This is a genomic window from Sphingobacterium sp. MYb388 (genome assembly GCF_037479535.1).
In the GTDB taxonomy this organism is placed as follows: domain Bacteria; phylum Bacteroidota; class Bacteroidia; order Sphingobacteriales; family Sphingobacteriaceae; genus Sphingobacterium; species Sphingobacterium anhuiense.
Window position 1 is genome coordinate 750470 of record NZ_JBBGYV010000002.1, and the last position, 19016, is coordinate 769485.

The window sequence follows — 19016 nt, forward strand, 5'->3', positions numbered from 1 at the left end:
ACAATGTCAGCTATAAAAAATATGTATCCGGAGAGAAGTTCTATATATCGTGCTTGGTCTACTTGGGAGAAAATAAGTTTTAGATTTGCTTTTATTTTTTTTATACTACTGGTAGTTCCCATTCAATTTTCCTGGTATAAAAAGTTATTTGAAGATTTTTCATTTTATGGACTATTGGCGAATGTCTCCGGTTTCAGACCGGAATTTATAGAGATTTCGTCAGAAAGTGGTAAGTGGGGAATAGATTCTTATGCCACATGGGCTATTGCGGCAATTATTTCGGCTATTGGAACCGCAATCTGGACTTGGTTAGCTAGTGGGCGCCAACGCTTGTCATACAATCAACTTTATTATTGGCTTAGAGTACTGGTTCGCTATCGTATCGGTCTAGGATTGATTGCATTCGGTTTTATTAAATTTTATCCGATGCAGATGCCTTTTCCTTCAATTGCAAACCTGCATACCGATCTGGGCGATTACGCACCTTTTAAATTATATTGGCAGTCCGTAGGAGTTTCTGTTTGGTATCAGATATTCTTAGGTTTCTTAGAAATAGGAGCGGGTACATTGATGTTTTTTAGAGCCACGACGGCCATTGGAGCTATTATCAATGCAGGTGTATTATATAATATTGCCCATGCTAATTTTGCCTATGACGGGGCTGTTCATGTCTATAGTTCTTACTTTGTATTGTTATCCTTGTTTTTATTGATCCTGTATATTCCAGATTTATATCGGTTGTTTATCAAAAAAGAAGCAATTACGCCACAGTATTATCGTATAAAGTTGGACAGTAGGACTAAAAGGCGTGGATATTATCTTGCTAAAGCACTTTTTATCTTGGTATTTGTCTTTGTGTATGGTGCTTACCGCTATGATTTTCATTATTATCAGGGGCGATTAAAAGAACCCGTTATTCCAGGATTTTCCAAGGCAGTAGGCCATTATACGGTTAGCCAATTTATCTTAAATGGCGATACCTTAACCTATTCGCCTTATGATTCAGTGCGTTGGCATGATGCCGTATTTGAACGATACTCAACACTAGTGTATAAAGTTAATAAAAAACAACCTATAGATCTAAGAAATGGAACTCCCCATAAGACAGATCTTTTTAAAGATTATGAGTTTACTGGCCGTGCCGGCGGTAGAGTATATCTATATTATGAAATTGATTCTTTGGAGAATGCGATTTATGTCGTTAATAAAGGAAGGAAGTTTAATGAAAACTTCGAAAAGGAAAATAAAAAAGAAAATGAAGTTAATCTCAAAAAACTTTATCAAACAGCAATCCGTGATAGCATTGGTATTCTCAAATGGAAATATGAACGACCTTCCACAGAACAGATCGTGCTATCCGGTCAAGATGTGAGTTTTGATTCTATTAAAGTCGTTTTAGATAGAATTCCAGAGCAACCTTTACTTGGAAAAGGCTGGTTTTCAGAAAATAAAAAATATACTTATGTACAATAAATTAATTGTTCTATTTGTCTTGGTAATGATAGCATGTTCTGGTGTCAATGCGCAATCGTATGAAAATCTTACCGTGACAAAATTTGAGAAAGGGATCTCTGGAAAGCGGCATCAGCTCGTTGATGTGAGGACTCCAAAAGAATATGCCTTAGGGCATCTTGAAGCAGCGTCCCAGGCCGATTGGAAAGATTCGACAGTATTTGTTGCTCAAATTGGGGTTTTAGATAAATCAAGACCTGTTTACATTTATTGTCGATCTGGCAACCGAAGTAGTAAGGCTGCATCATGGCTTATTGAGCATGGTTTTAAAAAAGTATACAATCTTCAGGATGGGATAATCGGCTGGGAACAGTCAGGAAGAAAAATAGTTAAAGCAGATGATAAATAGAAGAAGTTTTCTCACGCAAAGCCTACTACTAGCTGGGACAGGTATATGGGCACAGACAAAAAAAGTGAACGATAGACAAATTATTTATCAATTTTTTGATTCAGGTTTAGCACATTTCTCCTACGCCGTCTTAGTAGATAAAAAAATTATTTTAATAGATCCTGCACGTGATGCAGGATCTTATTATACTTTTGCCAAAGAGCATGGGGCAACGATCATTGGTGTTATAGAAACTCACCCGCATGCTGATTTTGTCAGTTCCCATCTCGAGATCGCTAATTATACCAAGGCGAAGATTTATATTAGTAAATTACAGAAAGCAAGTTTTGAGTTTGAGCCTTTCGATACAGGGAACACCATTAGATTAAGTCCATCTATTAGTTTAAAAGCGCTCTCTACACCTGGACATTCTCCAGATAGTATTTCTGTTGTATTAGAAAAAGACAAAGAGCCACATGCTGTTTTTACGGGCGACTCCTTATTGTTTGGCTCCGTAGGCAGGCCAGATTTACGAACATATTCAGGCGAATTTACTACTCAGCGTGAGCAATTGGCAAAGCAGCAGTTTCATACGATGCAGGATATCTTCGCACTATTTCCAGATAAAACCGTTGTCTATCCTGCACATGGGGCAGGCTCTCACTGTGGTAATGCTATTCGCAATGTGAAGGAAAGTACAATTAGGGAAGAGAAACGAACCAACCCTGCTTTCACTTGGCTCGATGAGGATGAATTTGTAAGGCAACTGTTGCTCGATCAGCCCGATATTCCCCAATATTTCCCTTATAATGTAGAACTCAATAAATTAGGGGCGAATGAGTTGCATAAAGCATTGTCAGCTGTTCCAATACTTGACAATAATTATTGGGAAGAAAGTGCGCTTTTTATTGATACTCGTCTTTCTTCAGCTTTTAGAATAGCACACAGGAAGGGAGCACTAAATATTCCAGATGCTGATAAATTCGAGACTTGGTTAGGCACTTTAATTGCCCCTCATCAGGGATTCTATATCGTGGTTTCAGAGGTGTCAGAAATCAAGCCTATGCTATTGAAAACCGCAAAGATTGGATATGAAGCATTTGTTAAGGGTATATTTGTCTATAATCAAAACAGCGCAGATTTAAGTATAGATAATTTTGATTCGGATCTTCTTAAGGCTAATCAAGACGGATATACCATTATTGATGTTAGAACTGAAAAAGAAGCCAAGGATAAATATTTCGATAAGGTAATCAATATTCCACTTTCAGAGTTAACGGAACGTTTGCAAGAGATTCCTGATGGAAAAACGGTACTTGTACACTGTGCTTCTGGCTATCGCTCAGGAATAGCGGCAAGTTTAATTTTGCGTTTAAGACCTGAGCTAAATATTATGGATATTTCCAATGCGATTACTAAATTTTAACATTATCTTCGATTATGTCTAAAACATATGATGTTATTATAGTCGGTTCAGGACCTAATGGAATTGCCGCAGGTATTACATTACAGAAAGCAGGATTATCTACGCTCATCATTGAAGGTCGTGATACTGTTGGAGGAGGCATGCGTACGGCCGATTTGATTGAACCGGGATATCGACATGATATCTGTTCTGCTATCCATCCAATGGCTTTGGCTTCTCCGTTTTTTACCGCTTTGGATTTGAGGGCGCACGGACTGGAATTTATTTTCACGAAGTACCAGGCTGCTCATCCCTTTGATAATGGTTCTTCGGCATTTTTAAGTCGCTCTATTTCAGAAACTGCCGAGGGATTAGGTTTGGACAGAAAGGTGTACCGCGATTTGATTGACCCTATTGTTTCCGAATGGGATTATATCGCTTCTGCAACAATGGGTCCTTTTGAATTTCCGAAACGCCCCCTTCTATTGGCTAAATTTGGACTGCAGGTTTTAAAACCAGCGGCTACAATGGTCAATAAATTCAAGGAAACTCATACAAGAGGATTATGGGCAGGTATGTCTGCGCATGCCATTCAGCCATTTACTAATATGGCTTCTTCAGCAATAGGGTTGATATTAAGTGCTGTTGGACATAAATATGGATGGCCTATTCCTAAGGGCGGATCACAGGCTATTGCCGATGCATTAGTTTCCTTGTACACTTCTTTAGGAGGCGAATTAAAACTTAATTATTTTGTAGAAGATATTGATGAGCTGGCACCGTATAATACCGTTATGTTTGACCTAACACCGAAGCAGATCTTAAAAATAGCAGGACATAGATTGTCAACTGCCTACAAAAAAAAGCTAGAATCTTATCGCTACGGCATGGGGGTTTTTAAAATGGATTTTATTATTGATGGAGAAATTCCGTTTTTAGATGAGCGATGTGGAGATGCTGCTACTGTTCATTTAGGTAATACTTATGAAGAAATAGCTGCTGCTGAATCCCTGACATCAAAAGGCGGATATCCCGAAAAACCATTTGTAATGCTCGCTCAGCAAAGTAAATTCGATAACAGCCGAGCACCTGCCGGTAAAAATACTGTTTGGGCTTACTGTCATGTACCTAATGGTTCGATCAGAGATGTTTCTGTTGCAGTTGAAAATCAGATTGAACGCTTTGCACCGGGATTCAAAGAACGAATCACTGCAAAAAGTACAATGAATACAGCACAATTGGAAGCCTACAACCCAAACTATATTGGAGGAGATATTAATGGTGGTATTATAGATATCCGGCAATTATTTACCAGACCAACGGTACAGTTAAGACCCTATAGAACATCCAATCAACAGATTTATATTTGTTCATCTTCTACTCCTCCAGGGGGAGGAGTACACGGTATGTGTGGTTATCATGCCGCTAAAACAGTACTAAAAGATCGTTTCAATATTTTATTATAAAGGTAGTTTTAAATGATGTCGTACATCATTGCGAAAATCGCAATTAAGTGCATCACTTCATGATTTAATAGAATGGCTCATTAATCGTTATTATTATTATAGTTACTTTTCATTTTGAAAGCTAGATTTTTATTGTGTTTAACTCAGACATCTAAACTTATTAATTCATCTGCAGAGATATCTTTGTGATGGATTTTTAATTTACCAGGTGTTTTTATATATATATAAAGAAAAAATGTTCATTATCTAATTGATTATTGTAATAACTGAAAGTGTTGGTAAAACTTGGACTTTAAATTCTATATTGCGTTCCACTAAATTACTTGCCAAGTACTACGATCTTGATTTCATTATCTGGTTCGAGACCACTAATACCTCCTCCAGTGTATTTGACGGTGTACTTTCCCGGTTTTATGGAATAGTTTTTTGCTAGATTAAATACAGTACTCACGCTATCATGAGGAGGTACTTGAATATAACTTTCCTCAGGAGGCGGCATCATCCGTTTGGCCATAGGGCCTGTAAATTCGGCTTCGTTCCCTTGAACATCTATAATTTCCATGTATTTACCTAAAAAGGGTTCAAAAGGTGTTTCCCATTTACAAAAACGCTGCATCGTATCTGAGTGGTTTGCCACAGTGAAGGATAATATCACAGAATCGGTGGTTAAATTGTTAGAATCGGCTCTCAAATGTGTTGCCAGTTTGGGAGTTACTGTAAGAGTTTGTTTTGTTTTACTTGCAGAGCTTACTGTTTTTTGATTTTGGCAACCTGTAAACATTATAATTCCTACACCAATTATTAAAGAGAATTGACGAAGCATATTTTTTGAGCTTTGGTAGTTTATTTGAATGAAATTTCCGATACTTCTATTAATTCAGGACCACTCTCAATTGGATAACCTAAAACTTTTTTACCTTTTAGAGTGACTGATTTATTAACAAATTCATCTAACTTGACGCGAGAGCTTTGCAATGCATAGGTTTTATTTTCCGAATTTATCTTATGTGTTCCATATTGAAAAGTAGTCATTCCTAACGGAGTTATTTCTCCTGTTAGAACTATTGTACTCATACCACCAGTCTTTTTCATTGTGCAGCCTGAAAGTAGGCCTACGAGCATGGATAATATCACGATCTTTTTCATACTTAAATAAACGCAGAAAAACGAAGTAATGCTACAATTTTAATAATTAAAATGTTGAGGTCTAATACTGGAAAAATTCTATTATAATCTTTCTATGATTACTATTTATAAATCGTTATTCATTAATAATTTCTCCGATTTAAAGTTTTATAAGGTATTCATTTTAGTACTTCTTTATGAATGATTTAGAATATTCTTGATTCTTCAAAACAACGTTTTCGTGATTTATGCAATCGTTTGTTTCGTGTTTTTATTTTGTCAAATTTAAATAAAGAATCACTTTTATAGTAAACTAGAAGGTAACCAAAACCTATTATAGTTGTGAAATATTATAAACTTAAATTAAATTATCGATGAGAAAATTATGTTTTTATGCGTTTGTATTATCCTTGTTTAGTTATCTATCCTCATGCAAAGTATCTGAGGGATGGGAACCTGTCATTTCTGATCCAGAACCACAAGGTTTAGCTATTGCAGATTCGGTCCAGCTTTTTAAAGTTACTCCATCAGCGGCGACGGTAGCAGATCGATTACAGTTTCGTGCCAATCACAACGATATGCAGGTCACAGGTTATTATGCAGCTCCAAACAGTACGATCACTGTAAATGTTCATGTAATTAATGGTAATACAGCGGCTCGACTTGCCATAGGTACTCCTTTTAGAGATAACATAAGACCTGTAAGGCAGTATTTCAATCTCACTTCCGGTCAGCAGACATTTACGGTTGATGAGTATGGTGGTTTGGTTTATTTAATCTATACAGCTAATAATTATACAACAACTGGGGAAATCGAGATTTCCTTTGATCAAGGATTTATTCCTGTTCCTTTCTTTCAAAAGGGTAAGACTACACATCAACAGTGGATAAGAACGCTCGATTCTTTAAAGAATAATGTGCCAGATGTTGTGTTTTCATCAGACCGAACAGTTTTAGTCGCAAATATGGACGAGGCTTTATTATTTAAAAATGAAGATCAGCAGCTTATTGTCAATCGCTTAGATTCTATTATTAATTTTTCCAACTACATCAGTGGTTTAAGTGGTACAAGCGGACTTCATGCAATACCAGATAATAAACACCTGATTACTGTAAGAGATTCGGCGTCGGGCGGCTATATGGCCGCTGGTATTTCTATTTATTATACAGAAGGACTATCTTATCGTATGTTACAACCGAAATATCTTTCCAATACGAATGGCTGGGGTATTTGGCATGAAGTTGGGCATACTTATCAACAAAAGGGATGGACCTGGGGTGGATTAACGGAAACAACGGTCAATGTTTACTCGTTGGCTTCTGAAAGAGGTTTTGGCCTTCCAATAAGTCGAATTACAGCTAATAACTTATGGACGAAGCTAAGTAACTATTTTCTCAAACCTTTATCTGAACGAAATTATAATTCTGGAGACAATGATCTCAAACTTATTATGTTCTATCAGTTACAATTGGCATTCGGAGATAATCTATATATTCAATTAAGTAGAATAAATAGAGAGGAAAGGTCTAACGTTTCAAGCGATGAAGACAAAATGCGTTATTTTATGCTTACAACTTGTAAAATCACACAAAAGGATTTATCGGACTTTTTTAGAAAATGGGGATTAAAAGTTAATGAATCGGTTTATACAGAAATAGCTAATCTACAATTACCTATACCTGCTCAGGATCTTACTAGTCTTAGGGACTAAATTCATGCTCTAATCACTTTGATGCAATGCATTCAGAATTCTGGAAAATTTATTGCATTGTATCCTAAACCTCTCTTGTCTGAGAAATTATTTCTCGACAAGAGAGGTTTATTAGTAAAGCAGATTGACTGAATAAACAGAGCTACTTTCGTTTGGACAAAAACTAATTTTTAGAGTTATATTGCTGTTATATTATAGAATATTTCATTACCCTGATTTTATATTCTAATACATCTAAAAAATCGTCCCTTTGTAATCTAAATTTCTTCGAGTTAAAACATGGCGCAGCAATTGTGATGGCAAAAATGTTTTAACTATATTATATTTAAAACAATACCTTTATCATCATCGTTTATAAGTATGCTTAAGTGACTAGTACAAATTAATTTGAATTATTTAAAGTAATAACCCGTGACGATCGTCTACAAATGCATGGATGCTACTCATACCTTAAACATGTCTTATAAAAAAACATCTTCAATATCCGAGGTCGTCAAAAACTATGGCTCACAATTGCTTCGTTTCATCAATGGAAAGGTTAAAAAGATAGAGGATGCTGAAGATATTTTGCAAGAAGTATGGTATCAGACAAGCCGGCTTTCTAATATCGACCAGTTGGAGAATATGAGTGGATGGCTTTATGCGGTGGCTAAAAATAAGATAACAGATCTATATCGTAAAAAGAAACCAGAATCTTTGGAAGATCATACCTATGAAGATGATGAGGGAAAGATACAGATTAAAGAAATATTACTGGCTGATGATACAAATGATGCCGAGCTGAAAATGTTCAAAGATCTTTTTTGGGATCAGCTTATGAAAGCTTTGGATGAATTGCCCGAAAAACAGCGAAATACATTTTTATGGCATGAGATTGAAGATATGACGCTACAGGAAATAGCAGATCAGGAAGGAGAAAGCATAAAGACTATCATCAGTCGTAAAGGATATGCTGTGAAGCATCTGAGAGAAAGGCTTCGCGTGCTTTATAATGAAATTTAATATTAAAAGATAACTTATGAACAATAGATTTAGTGGCAATAAAAAGAAAAAACTTTTTTTTATGATCCCTTGCGGAATCACACTTGCCTTATTATTTGTATGGGGAGTACAGTTACTCTGGAATGTACTTATGCCCGAAATATTTGGTTTAAAGATAATCTCTTTTTGGCAGGCTTTTGGTCTTCTACTCTTATCGAAGATTCTTTTTGGTGGTTTTAGATTTAAAGGCCGTAGAGGTGACATGTGTCATGGACATGATTTTAACAACCCTTCACAACAGTTCAGTGATGAGGATAGATCCAGATTCAAAGCAGAATGGAAACGTAGATTTTCAGCAGCTTGCCACGATCGGAATAGAAATGATGATGAAATTAAAAAGCAGTAAAAGGAATATAGATTAAAGTAAAAAAGAGCAACGAAATTCATTTTGTTGCTCTTTTTTTATACGCTACAATTTCTTTCAGGCCCATAATACTTTGAAAAAAGATATTTTTTTTAAAGTATTATGGATTCAAGTGCGTCTTCTATCAAAAGGCCTTTAAAATAATTATAAAAAAACAAGACATGAAAAATAAAATTCGATTTATCATACCAAAGCTCTTAGGAGTAACAATCGTTGTAGGTTTACTGTCCTTCGTCATCGGACTGCTTTTTAAATTATTAGTAGCAGCTACGATCTTGAGTGCGGTAGGGATATTTATAGCAAGCAGGATGCGTAATAAGAAATCTAAAAAAATGTTGCGGGAATATTGGACCCCCGTTGCACCTGATTTTAGAACAGATAACAGTTCGCCATTGCGTCCAGTTTCTCACGAAGTTCAACACACTAATTTCGCCATTATCCCGATCAATTAATTTTAATACAAAGACAATGTTTAATAGAAATAATAACACCGCAGACTGTTTTGCTAAATACGGCAATTTAAAAAATCAATTTGAGCAGCAATTTGGAAAGTTTAGAAATGAGTTTTCTCGTGATATACGTCCACTTGTCAATATCGAAGAGAATAGTTCATTTTTTACACTTCAACTCTATGCTGCTGGTCTCAAGAAAGAACAGTTTAAAATTGAAATAAAAGATAAAATATTGACAATTTCGTATGAAGCCCCTGTGCAGGAACAGAGCGAAGAGCAGTATATGTACCGTGAATTTATTCCGCAATCTTTCAGCAGATCGTTCCAGCTGAACGAGCAGGTCTCCAATGTCAATTTAACAGCAAGTTATGAAGAGGGAGTTTTAACTGTGATCCTTCCAAAAGACAGCACATCTTATAGACCAGCCCAACATGTTAAGGTAGGTTGATAATTACTTGTGGTTTTGTAATAAAAGAAATGGCTTAGTGAAAACTAGGCCATTTTTTCATAAAAATAATATGAATCGTTTGTTATTAACTTTTGAAGCCTTGACCAGTTGTATGTTTTTCTCAATGTAAGAGGGAGCACATACTTTTTTAGCCTTATAGAGTCGGTCAAGTTACTCAGCTAGGGACATTTTAGATTTAACAATAACTTTTTTGTCATTAACATGATTCTCTATGCAACGATATTTTACTGTTCAGCAACGTGATCATGTGTCGTATTGAAATTACTCTCTTGATCCAGCGACAGGGAGATAAATGAAATAAATGAGTTATACTTTTTAGGTATCAATTATTAATTGATTGATACTTTTTTGTTATTATATATGGTTTAGGAAGCCGTATTGATTGTTTGTTAAAATCAAGATATGTAAAATTCCAGAGATATTTTTGATTTTTTGGACAACAAAATTTTAATAGTCATATCATGAGAGATTGAAATATATAGTTTTGGGAATGTTGGAAAGCAATTTGGATTGGCAATGGATAACCAAACTTTAACTAACGAATCTTTGGAATTGACAGCGCTGAGATCTTTGTATTTATCAAAGCCCCATAGGATGAACAGGACGGTTTTTTGACGAGCAGATCTTATTTATTTAATCTTTTTTTATTACCCTTATTTTCTTGTGATTTCGGGGTATATTATTTTATATATTTTGGGAGCGACTTAGGAATGCTTCGCTTTTTTTCTTAGGTTGTCTCCATTTTTTATGCGCATAGGGTTGGAAATATGAGGGGTGAGAAATAAAATAGAGTCATTTTTTTGATGCAAAAATTGAATTAGATAATCACAAAATAGCATTTTTCAAAACTTTTTATTTGGGTAATTTTACAGCATGTTAATGGGGTAAAAAAATACAAATTACAAAATAGCTTAAAAATAAGATGAAAAATTGATTATGGGAAAAATATATGCAATAAAATCATTTAAAGAACTATCTAATGAGGAGCTCTACCAAATATTAAAGCTTAGAAGCGAGGTGTTTGTGGTAGAACAGCATTGTGTTTTTCAGGATATGGATAACAAAGATCAGGAGAGTTTACATGTTATGTGCTATATAGATGACAAGTTAGCTGCATATACTAGAGTTCTTCCGGAAGGATTGAGTTTTGAGGAAGTATCTATAGGAAGAGTAATTACATCTCCGCTTTATAGGGGGCTTGGATTAGGAAAAGAAATAATGGAACAATCAATAGCGGTTTGTGAAAAGCTGTTTGGTATTACGCCTATACGAATTGGTGCACAGCTTTATCTGAAAAAATTCTATAACGAATTCGGATTTGTGGAAATTGGTGATGTATACATTGAGGATGGTATCGTACATATTGAAATGGTAAGGAATTCAAATAATTAGATTAGGTTAAGGACGTTTTTAATAATGATATTGGGATCATCTTTACGCCAGTTGATGTAAAGATCTGTATAAAAAGGTAGTGAAATGAAACGAACACCTGTTGCATTGTTGAGATCATATGATTGGGGTAAAATAGAAACACCTAGCCTTTTTCTAATCAGAGGTATAATAGTTGATCCAAATTGACAAGAAATGTAGGATTCTGAATCTATGTCATAATGGGCAAAAACCTTTTTAATTAGAGTAGCATAACTGCTATTTAATCCTCCATAGGTGAGTATAAACTTTTGAGCACTGAGATTAGCGTTAGAAATATCGTCGCTAGTTTTAAAATCATGATCTTCAGGGACAACAAGACAAAGATTTTCAGTACTCAGTTTTTTCGAATTAATAAATGGGGAGTGGTTGATATCTCTGCTGAATAACATATCAATTTTGTAATTTTTTAGTGATTCTTCTTCCTCTTCATAAGCAAGCTGTAGCAGCTCTATTTTTAATTTCGGAAAAACGGACGAAATTTTTGATATCATGTCGGGCAGGATCGCTGAAGACAAGGAATCTGGATATGCCAACTTGAGTGTGCCACACTCCCCTAAATGGATTTGAAGAGCTTGCTGCTGTATGATATCAAGATTAATGAGTTCTGCTTGCCACTTATCCTTTAGAAACACACCTGTGGCCGTTAATTTTACATTTCTCTTGTCTCTATAAAAAAGTTTGAGATTCAATTCGCTTTCCAAGGCCATAATCTGCCTGCTAAGTGCTGATTGAGTAATACCTACTTTTTCAGAAGTATTCCAGAAATGTAGTTCATCGGCTAATGTAAGAAAGTATTTAATCTGCTGAATATCCATCATGCAATTTAATCAAAAATCGGATATGTCATTGATAATTGAGATATTTAATACCTGTATTAGCACTTACGTAAGGTAGAATTTTTGTCATTGTAGAAGCTAAAGAAAATATGAAATGTTTAAATATGAATTGGAATTTTTACCAGATAAGATAACACTATGCAAAATATAGCAATAAAAAGAGTCACTCTTGATGACATTACTGTACTGCAGAAAATCGGCAGAGAAACATTCTTTGAAACATTCTCCAACAGCAACTCGGAGGAAAATATGCAACAATATTTAGAAGATGGTTTTTCTGTTAAAAAGCTCACGGAAGAATTAGGGAATAGGAACTCTGAATTCTATTTTGCGGTACATGATGAATACGTTATTGGTTATTTAAAACTAAATTATGGAAGGTCACAAACCGAATTGAAAAATGAAGCGAGTTTGGAAATCGAACGAATTTATGTATTACAGAAATATCAAGGAAAAAAAATTGGCCAAATACTATATCAAAAAGCAATTCAGATTGCACATGATAAACAGGTCAAATATGTATGGTTAGGTGTTTGGGAACAAAATCTGCGAGCGATTAATTTTTACAAAAAAAATGATTTTATCGAGTTTGATAAGCATATTTTTAAGTTGGGTAATGACGCGCAGACTGATATTATGATGAAAAAAAATATTACCATATAACGATCGTTTTTTTTTAAGTGATTTAATATCATATTGTAACTTCATAAGTTTCTAAATAGACATGAATAGGTTCTTTGCGTCTTTTTACCCGTAAAAGATTTCTATTGAGAAGGAAGCATTGATGCGATCGGCTGTAAATCTAGAATTGCTACTATCTTTTAAGGAGAGGCTTAATACAGGGAAGTCTATGTTAATTTTCCAGAAGCCAATTAATTCCTACCACCAACATGATGATGACAGCAATTACATATTTTATTTTGATCACTTGTTGTTTTCGATAAGCAATGTAAATACCACAGGCCATAATAATAGCAAAGGCAATGATAATCCAGCCAAATGAGAGATTATTTCCAAGTTTAATTTCCATTATAATTCTAGTATTGATTTAAATGTTGATGATGTTGTAAAATGAATGTTATTTAATCTTTTTCAATTATAACATTGGTTATTTTATAATTGAAATTAGTGTTGTCTCGTTCGCTTTCAGGTTTTTCTAACTCAGTGTAATGTACTGTACCTGTCATCTTATATGTCGTATGGTTTTCGAGATTAATCTTTTCTCCAGTATTATCAACAACGTAAAAATCTTTAAGTGAGTATTTTTTTTGGTCCATTGGAATCTCAAATAACACGTTATTCTTATTCGTTCCAATAGGAAGAATAACACTGGTTGCAGTAAATTTTTCCGAGCTGAATGCACTGGATTTTACAACGAAATTCATCGGTATGAACGTTGATTTACCTGATGAGAAAGTAAATAGGGGAGCATGAAATTCACCAATTAATGTTATAGATTTATCCTCATTGTCATAATTGGATTCCATTGCTTTAATGGTATCGATGGATGAACCATTGCAAGAGGATAGGGATATAAGACCAAGGGATGCTAACAGCAGAGCTGGTATTTTTATTTTTGATGCCATATAGCGTTTTATTATTGTATGGTTAGTTCTCTATTTTTATAAAAATACAATGTTATTGAATAAATTTTGAACAGCATTTTAAATTCGTTAAAGATGAATTTAAATTCGTTATAAGATGGGCTTCTATGTAAAAGAGGGTGATTGTGAAGGAGTGTATAAAAAAGGAAGTATTCAACTAGAACACTTCCTTTTTTATGATGTTAAATCACTGAGAACCATTTTTGGTAAAGATGTCCAATAAATGGCAACTCTTTTTCTTCTCCTTTAACAGCACTTAGGATACCTAAAACAAGCATCACAAGAATAGCAATTCCGATGACAGATACTAAAATATTACCAACCATGGGAATAAATCTTAAAATGCCGGCAATTAGTGCAGTAACGGTTATTCCGATACTTTGGCGAATATGAAATCTTCCTAAATTGGTCGCATTTTTACTATTCATAACAAGTGCGGCGACAAGGCCGATGATGGTTAAATAGGCTATTATTGCAACTGTCTTTCCATTGTTTGTGTCTGCCGAAATGTTTTTATTCTCTCTCATAACTAATTATTTTATTTTCTCCAAATTTAGAAGCTTTGCCTTTTTGAAACTATAGCCGAAATTGGGGGTATTTATAATATGAAAATAGTATTGGGATTAAAATGATTTCAATAACCTAGAAAGTCGGCACTATATAATGAAAAGAGTTGGTTAGACCAATATTTAATTCTTTTGATGAAATGTTCAGTACTATTTTTGGTTAATCACTATCCACGCTCCAATAGAAAACATCGCGATATAAACCTTTTTATGATGTAATCTATATTAACGAGATGAATCAAAGTATGGTTTGTTAATTATCAAAATCTAAAGCTTATATCTTAGATTTTGATAATTATTTTTTGAAAGGTGAAATTTTGATCACATAACAGTGGCTGTGCTGTGTATCGTTAGCAATGATCATTATACAGTGTAATAGACATGTAAATCGGTCTTGAATAACATAAATAGATCTGTTGTAGCTATTTCAATTATTAAAAAAACTATTTTGATCATTCTTATTGATTTATTGCTGGTATAGCTGTAATGATTTTTGTTGTAGCTAAATTGATCAAAAGATTTAGTCTGTCTTTGTATGTCTGCGAAATTTCTCCACTTATGTTCGGATCAAATAATTCTTTTTTTGAAATTGGCACACTGTAAGGAAGTGGCCATGCCCGGAGTGATTTGGCGATCGCATCCATGGTATTGATTCCTTGCATCGCTTGTACCCCATCCGCCCAACATACTAGCCCCACTGTTTTATCCGTTAGGTATGGATTATTTTTCTTAGCACTTACCTCTAGCCAGTCTAAACAGTTTTTCATGACCCCAGGGATGCTTCCATGGTATAATGGAGCTAACCAGAAGTGTATATCGGCCTCCCGAAACAGGTTGTTCATAACCTGTACACCATTAGGTATTCTGGTCAATGTACAGTCGAATAGCGGAATACCACTATCTGCAAGGTCAAATAAGTGATTTTCAATGCCGAAATTTTCTAATCCTGATTTTATGTATCTGGATAATAGGTTTGAGGTAGAAGATGATCTTCGTTCTAATGCTCCGTTAAATATTATTGCTTTCATAGCGCTTATTTTATTATTTAAAAATGACTTTAGGCAGACCGATTTCACCATACATAAGTGTTCTTACAATAGGTTTTAAACGTTGAGTTGCTAACATATAGAGTGCGGGATGTAAATCAGGCCGTGCGCGGAGGACTACTTTTTGATTTTTAAATGATGAGATAGATGCATTTTCAATATTTGATTTCCACAGTTCTAATTTCATAGAATCAACATCTATGAAATCAAAATGAGCGGCATGAGGTTGTAGTTTATCGGCTATAATCATATACACCCAGGGTGGAATAATGGCATCAGCTGAACAGTACACTGCAACTGTTTTTGCCACAAATACGGAAAAATCAATTTCTGAAATAGCTATTTTGAATTCTTTCTCTTTTACAATCATGCCCATAAAAAGTAGGTTTTTAATATCAAATTCTGCTATTTCATCTGCTGGCATAAAGTCCAGCAGATCGAAAGCGATTATGCCAGATACAGTTACTTTATTTATAAATTGTTCCTCTGCCATTTTGCGTTTATTTATAGATGGTTGCACTAATTTAAATTGTTGAAAGAGCCTCTTCGTATTTTTTTTCAACAGCAGCCCAGTCTAATACTGACCAGAAAGCATCTAGATAATCGGCTCTTTTGTTTTGATATTTGAGGTAATAGGCATGTTCCCAGATGTCCACCCCTAGTATAGGCAATCCTCGATTTGTTACATTAATATCCATCAGTGGATTATCTTGATTTGGCGTACTGCTTATCGCTAGCGCACCACTGTAGGAAACAAATAACCAAGCCCAGCCTGAACCAAACTGTCCTAACCCTAGTTTTTTAATTTCTTCTTTAAGTTGATCAAGACTACCAAAACTCCGGTTGATGGCCTCGACCAATCTTCCTTCAGGAGTAGTTTTTGCTGTGGGTGAAAGGATACTCCAGAAAAGGGAGTGATTATAATGACCGCCTCCATTATTACGCACCGCTGGACTGTATTTACTGATATGTTTAATTAAATCAGGAAGTTCCAGGTTTTTGATGTCATCTTGTTCAAGTGCCTTGTTTAAATTATCCACATATGCTTGATGATGGCGACTATGGTGGATGGTCATAGTCTGGGTGTCAAAGTGTGGCTCTAGTGCTTCGTAGGTATAGAGAAGGGCGGGGAGTTCAAATTTGCTCATAGTATAACTGTTTTAATTAAATCCTTGAACAAATTTAAAGAGATTAACTTAATAAAGCAAGTTTAATCTTGTTTTATTATGGAGCTAGAAATTATGTTGATATAGGCTTCAATTTGGCACGTAAAAATTACAGCTTGTTGAGTAGCGAAGAAGAATTGCAACGATGTACCTATAGAAAAACTGTTCTTAAATTCAAGTATGGGTGCTCATGGCATGGAATATTCGGAGTTTAAAATCTTGAGGAAAGCAAATTTAAACAACAGTTTTTAGATATTATAAAAGGTATAATATTTTATTTATCTTAATATAGATTGCTAAGTATAGTTCAATAGATTTGGATTCACATTAAATTTAGTTGTTTTAGTCTATCAAAAGTTTCTGGGAATGATATTACTTGTTTAGCACTTGCTGTGGAAAAAATAAAGTTAAATATTTTTTTCAAAGCAAATGCTACTTGCGATACCTGTATATTGACCATAATTTGGAATAATAGTAAATGCATGTTTTTTATATAAACCAATGGCTTCAATCATCTTATTACCGGTTTCTAAAATACATCGTTTATAATCCAATTCCATTTCCCCTTTGTCCAATAGAAACAAACATACGCTTAATCTCGATCGTGCTTTCCTCATATTCTTTTAATGCACCACACCCCACAGGTTCGTCATTTATATAAACAATGACAACATGCTTAATCAATTCTATTTTGTTGTACTGCGCAAAAAAATCATTTATATCACCATTTTTAATAGCGAGAGCTTGGTCTAATTGGATTGTTAGAGTTTTAAAATCTTGATGATCTGAATTTGTTCTTAATATGCTCCACATATGCTTGCTTATAATCTATAAATAACTATTATTTTCCTTATAAATCTAACTTCTTAGTCTTTTAACTTATTTTAATGGTAAATTCCATCGCTTTTTTAGGCCGTATTGTAGTTGATATATAGCCGTTTTCAGGCTTTCTGATATAATCCAGATAGTCCTGCATAGATAGCTGAAAGCCCTGGACATCATCGACTATAATAACTGCACCCTTTTTTAGATTTGGTTCCAATAACTTGAAAATAGGAAAAACAAGATCCGGCCATCCGTCAAGCAGTACAAAATCAATAGGTTCGTTTATGTTTCTTAAAGTTTCTCTAGCATCGCCCTCCCATATGTCTGCGTACTCGGATAATCCTGCTTCTTCAATATTTTGTCGCGCTATTTTGACTTTATGCGGCATATATTCTGTGGATATCACTTTTCCACCATTGTTTTTTGCCGCTTTTGCAAGGTAGATTGTTGAAATCCCAAAAGAAGTTCCGAATTCGACAATGTTTTTGGCATTTAATGCCCTAGCCTGCATATATAAAAATGTACCTTGGTAAGGCAATATGGGGATATATTTGTCATCATAAAAAGATTCTTTTTCCGTTTTCCAATCAATTCCTTTTCCAAACATTTTGACTGCCTTTGGTAGGAAATGAAATACCATTGACCATCCTTGTTTCAATGCTTCTGTATATAGTCTGGAAAGTGTGGCTTCTATTTTTGAATCATCTAAAAAAGCGAATAATTCCGGTTTTACTTTAGGCATATTATTTTGGTTAAGCGTAAATATTGTTTTTCAATTAATGAAGCAGATTTCTTTAAATGCTAACTTTGATTTCTATACGTTTTTACGGAAATTTGTGCTCCGCTTGCTTATGGACATATTAAAGGTAGTTATTTTTATGACATGCGTTTACCTTATAAATTAATGCTAAATTGATTGAATTCGTTAATGTCGTGATAACCAAAAACTTTTATTTCAGGATTTTGAGCGACAAACTGACGTATGTTGTTTAATGTTGCTATTCTGAGCTCATTATTGTCGGCTCTATTTTCCGCGAGCTTACACACCGGATGAGTATCATCCTTTAACTCCTCTCGAAGATAATAGGCATCTGCAACGTAAAAAAGGCTACTCGAATCAAGATCTATTGCTATCCCGCAATGACCGTGGCTATGTCCAAACAAAGGGATGAACGATAAGCCTATTGAACCGACGTTGATGGGTCTGGATTCAAGCCCGTACCAATTACTTTCTGATGGCCCATAAGTTACGATCTTTGGATTATGGAGCAAGGGTGTTTGCAGATATCTTGGGTTTCCAGAGTTGAAATTAATATATTCTTCTAAACCAACATGAACTGTTGCGTTCGGAAAGTCGGGAAGACCTCCAATATGATCGTTGTCCAAATGTGATATAATACAATCGGTAACTCTTGAAGGATCTAAACCTAGCTTTTCGATTTGACGAATAGCAGTTTGAGATTCGTCAAATCGGTAGCCAACCATTTCAATAGCTTCTTTACCAATCCGTTCCATAGGATTTTGTATGTCAGCTAATCCAATTCCTGTATCGATCATTATGAGTCTATTTTTAGCTTCCAATAATAGGCAGTGACCTATAGCCCTAAGATCCATTGGAGACTGGATTTCTACACAATTTAGATGATGTATTTTTATTTTTTCCATTAT

Annotated in this window: 23 protein-coding genes; 11 read left to right on the forward strand and 12 right to left on the reverse strand. The window is 34.7% G+C overall.

The genetic code is table 11. The features are described 5' to 3' along the window. Nucleotides 1-3 precede the first annotated feature (3 nt). Genes WH188_RS09105 through WH188_RS09120 form a run of 4 tightly spaced genes read left to right on the forward strand, consistent with a single transcriptional unit; the run spans nucleotide 4 to nucleotide 4711 of the window. Nucleotides 4-1473, forward strand: coding sequence for a hypothetical protein (locus tag WH188_RS09105; protein ID WP_168127338.1), 1470 nt, complete (start codon nucleotides 4-6; stop codon nucleotides 1471-1473). Further along, nucleotides 1463-1861: a rhodanese-like domain-containing protein gene (locus WH188_RS09110; RefSeq protein ID WP_031287890.1), complete on the forward strand. Its 399-nt coding sequence runs from the start codon at nucleotides 1463-1465 to the stop codon at nucleotides 1859-1861. The genes WH188_RS09105 and WH188_RS09110 overlap by 11 nt, the downstream gene beginning before the upstream one ends. After that, nucleotides 1851-3266 carry an MBL fold metallo-hydrolase gene (locus WH188_RS09115; protein WP_021189344.1) on the forward strand — a complete coding sequence of 472 codons (1416 nt, stop codon included), beginning with the start codon at nucleotides 1851-1853 and terminating at the stop codon, nucleotides 3264-3266. The genes WH188_RS09110 and WH188_RS09115 overlap by 11 nt, the downstream gene beginning before the upstream one ends. A 14-nt stretch (nucleotides 3267-3280) precedes the next feature. Next, a complete protein-coding gene (locus WH188_RS09120; protein ID WP_168127339.1) occupies nucleotides 3281-4711 on the forward strand; it encodes a phytoene desaturase family protein in 1431 nt (476 codons plus the stop codon). A 319-nt stretch (nucleotides 4712-5030) separates the two neighbouring features. Here WH188_RS09120 and WH188_RS09125 read toward each other — a convergent pair whose 3' ends face one another. Further along, nucleotides 5031-5534 (reverse strand): hypothetical protein, encoded by a 504-nt coding sequence (locus WH188_RS09125; protein WP_339423877.1) that lies wholly within the window; start codon nucleotides 5532-5534, stop codon nucleotides 5031-5033. Nucleotides 5535-5554: 20 nt separating this feature from the next. Next, nucleotides 5555-5857 carry a hypothetical protein gene (locus tag WH188_RS09130; RefSeq protein ID WP_021189346.1) on the reverse strand — a complete coding sequence of 101 codons (303 nt, stop codon included), beginning with the start codon at nucleotides 5855-5857 and terminating at the stop codon, nucleotides 5555-5557. Nucleotides 5858-6210: 353 nt separating this feature from the next. Here WH188_RS09130 and WH188_RS09135 point away from each other — a divergent pair, with 353 nt between their 5' ends. The 6 genes from WH188_RS09135 to WH188_RS09160 all read left to right on the forward strand — a co-directional run bounded on the left by WH188_RS09135 (nucleotide 6211) and on the right by WH188_RS09160 (nucleotide 11266). After that, nucleotides 6211-7548, forward strand: coding sequence for a M60 family metallopeptidase (locus WH188_RS09135; protein WP_168127340.1), 1338 nt, complete (start codon nucleotides 6211-6213; stop codon nucleotides 7546-7548). Nucleotides 7549-8004: 456 nt separating this feature from the next. Beyond that, complete coding sequence (locus WH188_RS09140; protein ID WP_237682795.1) at nucleotides 8005-8550, forward strand: RNA polymerase sigma factor; 546 nt, start codon at nucleotides 8005-8007, stop codon at nucleotides 8548-8550. 16 nt (nucleotides 8551-8566) lie between these two features. Beyond that, the gene (locus WH188_RS09145; RefSeq protein WP_168127341.1) at nucleotides 8567-8935 is read left to right on the forward strand and encodes a hypothetical protein; all 369 of its coding nucleotides are present in this window, start codon (nucleotides 8567-8569) and stop codon (nucleotides 8933-8935) included. Nucleotides 8936-9114: 179 nt separating this feature from the next. Beyond that, on the forward strand, nucleotides 9115-9405 hold the full coding sequence (locus WH188_RS09150; protein ID WP_021189349.1) for a hypothetical protein: 291 nt from the start codon (nucleotides 9115-9117) through the stop codon (nucleotides 9403-9405). A gap of 16 nt (nucleotides 9406-9421) precedes the next feature. Next, the gene (locus tag WH188_RS09155) at nucleotides 9422-9853 is read left to right on the forward strand and encodes an Hsp20/alpha crystallin family protein (RefSeq protein WP_021189350.1); all 432 of its coding nucleotides are present in this window, start codon (nucleotides 9422-9424) and stop codon (nucleotides 9851-9853) included. Nucleotides 9854-10810: 957 nt separating this feature from the next. Next, nucleotides 10811-11266 (forward strand): GNAT family N-acetyltransferase, encoded by a 456-nt coding sequence (locus tag WH188_RS09160; protein ID WP_021189351.1) that lies wholly within the window; start codon nucleotides 10811-10813, stop codon nucleotides 11264-11266. Here WH188_RS09160 and WH188_RS09165 read toward each other — a convergent pair. Beyond that, complete coding sequence (locus tag WH188_RS09165) at nucleotides 11263-12123, reverse strand: LysR family transcriptional regulator (RefSeq protein WP_206368457.1); 861 nt, start codon at nucleotides 12121-12123, stop codon at nucleotides 11263-11265. The two genes, WH188_RS09160 and WH188_RS09165, sit on opposite strands and share 4 nt — an antisense overlap. A gap of 156 nt (nucleotides 12124-12279) precedes the next feature. Between WH188_RS09165 and WH188_RS09170 the strand changes: the two genes are divergently transcribed. After that, the gene (locus WH188_RS09170; RefSeq protein ID WP_168127342.1) at nucleotides 12280-12804 is read left to right on the forward strand and encodes a GNAT family N-acetyltransferase; all 525 of its coding nucleotides are present in this window, start codon (nucleotides 12280-12282) and stop codon (nucleotides 12802-12804) included. A gap of 190 nt (nucleotides 12805-12994) precedes the next feature. Here WH188_RS09170 and WH188_RS09175 read toward each other — a convergent pair whose 3' ends face one another. The 9 genes from WH188_RS09175 to WH188_RS09215 form a co-directional block, all read right to left on the reverse strand. After that, nucleotides 12995-13171, reverse strand: a complete 177-nt coding sequence (locus tag WH188_RS09175; RefSeq protein WP_021189353.1) for a hypothetical protein — start codon at nucleotides 13169-13171, stop codon at nucleotides 12995-12997. A gap of 52 nt (nucleotides 13172-13223) precedes the next feature. Next, on the reverse strand, nucleotides 13224-13727 hold the full coding sequence (locus WH188_RS09180; RefSeq protein WP_168127343.1) for a hypothetical protein: 504 nt from the start codon (nucleotides 13725-13727) through the stop codon (nucleotides 13224-13226). 200 nt (nucleotides 13728-13927) lie between these two features. Beyond that, on the reverse strand, nucleotides 13928-14272 hold the full coding sequence (locus tag WH188_RS09185; protein ID WP_168127344.1) for a DUF4870 domain-containing protein: 345 nt from the start codon (nucleotides 14270-14272) through the stop codon (nucleotides 13928-13930). A 497-nt stretch (nucleotides 14273-14769) separates the two neighbouring features. Further along, entirely contained in the window at nucleotides 14770-15339 is a 570-nt protein-coding gene (locus WH188_RS09190; protein ID WP_339423878.1) for an NADPH-dependent FMN reductase, read from the reverse strand. Between the two features lie 13 nt (nucleotides 15340-15352). Continuing rightward, entirely contained in the window at nucleotides 15353-15850 is a 498-nt protein-coding gene (locus WH188_RS09195; RefSeq protein WP_168127346.1) for a DUF2480 family protein, read from the reverse strand. A gap of 31 nt (nucleotides 15851-15881) precedes the next feature. Further along, nucleotides 15882-16505 (reverse strand): superoxide dismutase, encoded by a 624-nt coding sequence (locus WH188_RS09200; RefSeq protein ID WP_339423879.1) that lies wholly within the window; start codon nucleotides 16503-16505, stop codon nucleotides 15882-15884. A gap of 561 nt (nucleotides 16506-17066) precedes the next feature. Continuing rightward, nucleotides 17067-17336, reverse strand: a complete 270-nt coding sequence (locus tag WH188_RS09205; protein WP_237682796.1) for a GNAT family N-acetyltransferase — start codon at nucleotides 17334-17336, stop codon at nucleotides 17067-17069. A gap of 61 nt (nucleotides 17337-17397) precedes the next feature. Next, the gene (locus tag WH188_RS09210) at nucleotides 17398-18090 is read right to left on the reverse strand and encodes an O-methyltransferase (protein ID WP_168127348.1); all 693 of its coding nucleotides are present in this window, start codon (nucleotides 18088-18090) and stop codon (nucleotides 17398-17400) included. Nucleotides 18091-18242: 152 nt separating this feature from the next. Next, nucleotides 18243-19013, reverse strand: coding sequence for an MBL fold metallo-hydrolase (locus WH188_RS09215; RefSeq protein ID WP_168127349.1), 771 nt, complete (start codon nucleotides 19011-19013; stop codon nucleotides 18243-18245). Nucleotides 19014-19016 lie beyond the last annotated feature (3 nt).

Coding starts and splice junctions, on each gene's coding strand:
- WH188_RS09105 (WP_168127338.1), top strand. CDS start 4: ATGTCAGCTATAAAAAATATGTATCCGGAGAGAAGTTCTATATATCGT.
- WH188_RS09110 (WP_031287890.1), top strand. CDS start 1,463: ATGTACAATAAATTAATTGTTCTATTTGTCTTGGTAATGATAGCATGT.
- WH188_RS09115 (WP_021189344.1), top strand. CDS start 1,851: ATGATAAATAGAAGAAGTTTTCTCACGCAAAGCCTACTACTAGCTGGG.
- WH188_RS09120 (WP_168127339.1), top strand. CDS start 3,281: ATGTCTAAAACATATGATGTTATTATAGTCGGTTCAGGACCTAATGGA.
- WH188_RS09125 (WP_339423877.1), bottom strand. CDS start 5,534: ATGCTTCGTCAATTCTCTTTAATAATTGGTGTAGGAATTATAATGTTT.
- WH188_RS09130 (WP_021189346.1), bottom strand. CDS start 5,857: ATGAAAAAGATCGTGATATTATCCATGCTCGTAGGCCTACTTTCAGGC.
- WH188_RS09135 (WP_168127340.1), top strand. CDS start 6,211: ATGAGAAAATTATGTTTTTATGCGTTTGTATTATCCTTGTTTAGTTAT.
- WH188_RS09140 (WP_237682795.1), top strand. CDS start 8,005: ATGTCTTATAAAAAAACATCTTCAATATCCGAGGTCGTCAAAAACTAT.
- WH188_RS09145 (WP_168127341.1), top strand. CDS start 8,567: ATGAACAATAGATTTAGTGGCAATAAAAAGAAAAAACTTTTTTTTATG.
- WH188_RS09150 (WP_021189349.1), top strand. CDS start 9,115: ATGAAAAATAAAATTCGATTTATCATACCAAAGCTCTTAGGAGTAACA.
- WH188_RS09155 (WP_021189350.1), top strand. CDS start 9,422: ATGTTTAATAGAAATAATAACACCGCAGACTGTTTTGCTAAATACGGC.
- WH188_RS09160 (WP_021189351.1), top strand. CDS start 10,811: ATGGGAAAAATATATGCAATAAAATCATTTAAAGAACTATCTAATGAG.
- WH188_RS09165 (WP_206368457.1), bottom strand. CDS start 12,123: ATGATGGATATTCAGCAGATTAAATACTTTCTTACATTAGCCGATGAA.
- WH188_RS09170 (WP_168127342.1), top strand. CDS start 12,280: ATGCAAAATATAGCAATAAAAAGAGTCACTCTTGATGACATTACTGTA.
- WH188_RS09175 (WP_021189353.1), bottom strand. CDS start 13,171: ATGGAAATTAAACTTGGAAATAATCTCTCATTTGGCTGGATTATCATT.
- WH188_RS09180 (WP_168127343.1), bottom strand. CDS start 13,727: ATGGCATCAAAAATAAAAATACCAGCTCTGCTGTTAGCATCCCTTGGT.
- WH188_RS09185 (WP_168127344.1), bottom strand. CDS start 14,272: ATGAGAGAGAATAAAAACATTTCGGCAGACACAAACAATGGAAAGACA.
- WH188_RS09190 (WP_339423878.1), bottom strand. CDS start 15,339: ATGAAAGCAATAATATTTAACGGAGCATTAGAACGAAGATCATCTTCT.
- WH188_RS09195 (WP_168127346.1), bottom strand. CDS start 15,850: ATGGCAGAGGAACAATTTATAAATAAAGTAACTGTATCTGGCATAATC.
- WH188_RS09200 (WP_339423879.1), bottom strand. CDS start 16,505: ATGAGCAAATTTGAACTCCCCGCCCTTCTCTATACCTACGAAGCACTA.
- WH188_RS09205 (WP_237682796.1), bottom strand. CDS start 17,336: ATGTGGAGCATATTAAGAACAAATTCAGATCATCAAGATTTTAAAACT.
- WH188_RS09210 (WP_168127348.1), bottom strand. CDS start 18,090: ATGCCTAAAGTAAAACCGGAATTATTCGCTTTTTTAGATGATTCAAAA.
- WH188_RS09215 (WP_168127349.1), bottom strand. CDS start 19,013: ATGGAAAAAATAAAAATACATCATCTAAATTGTGTAGAAATCCAGTCT.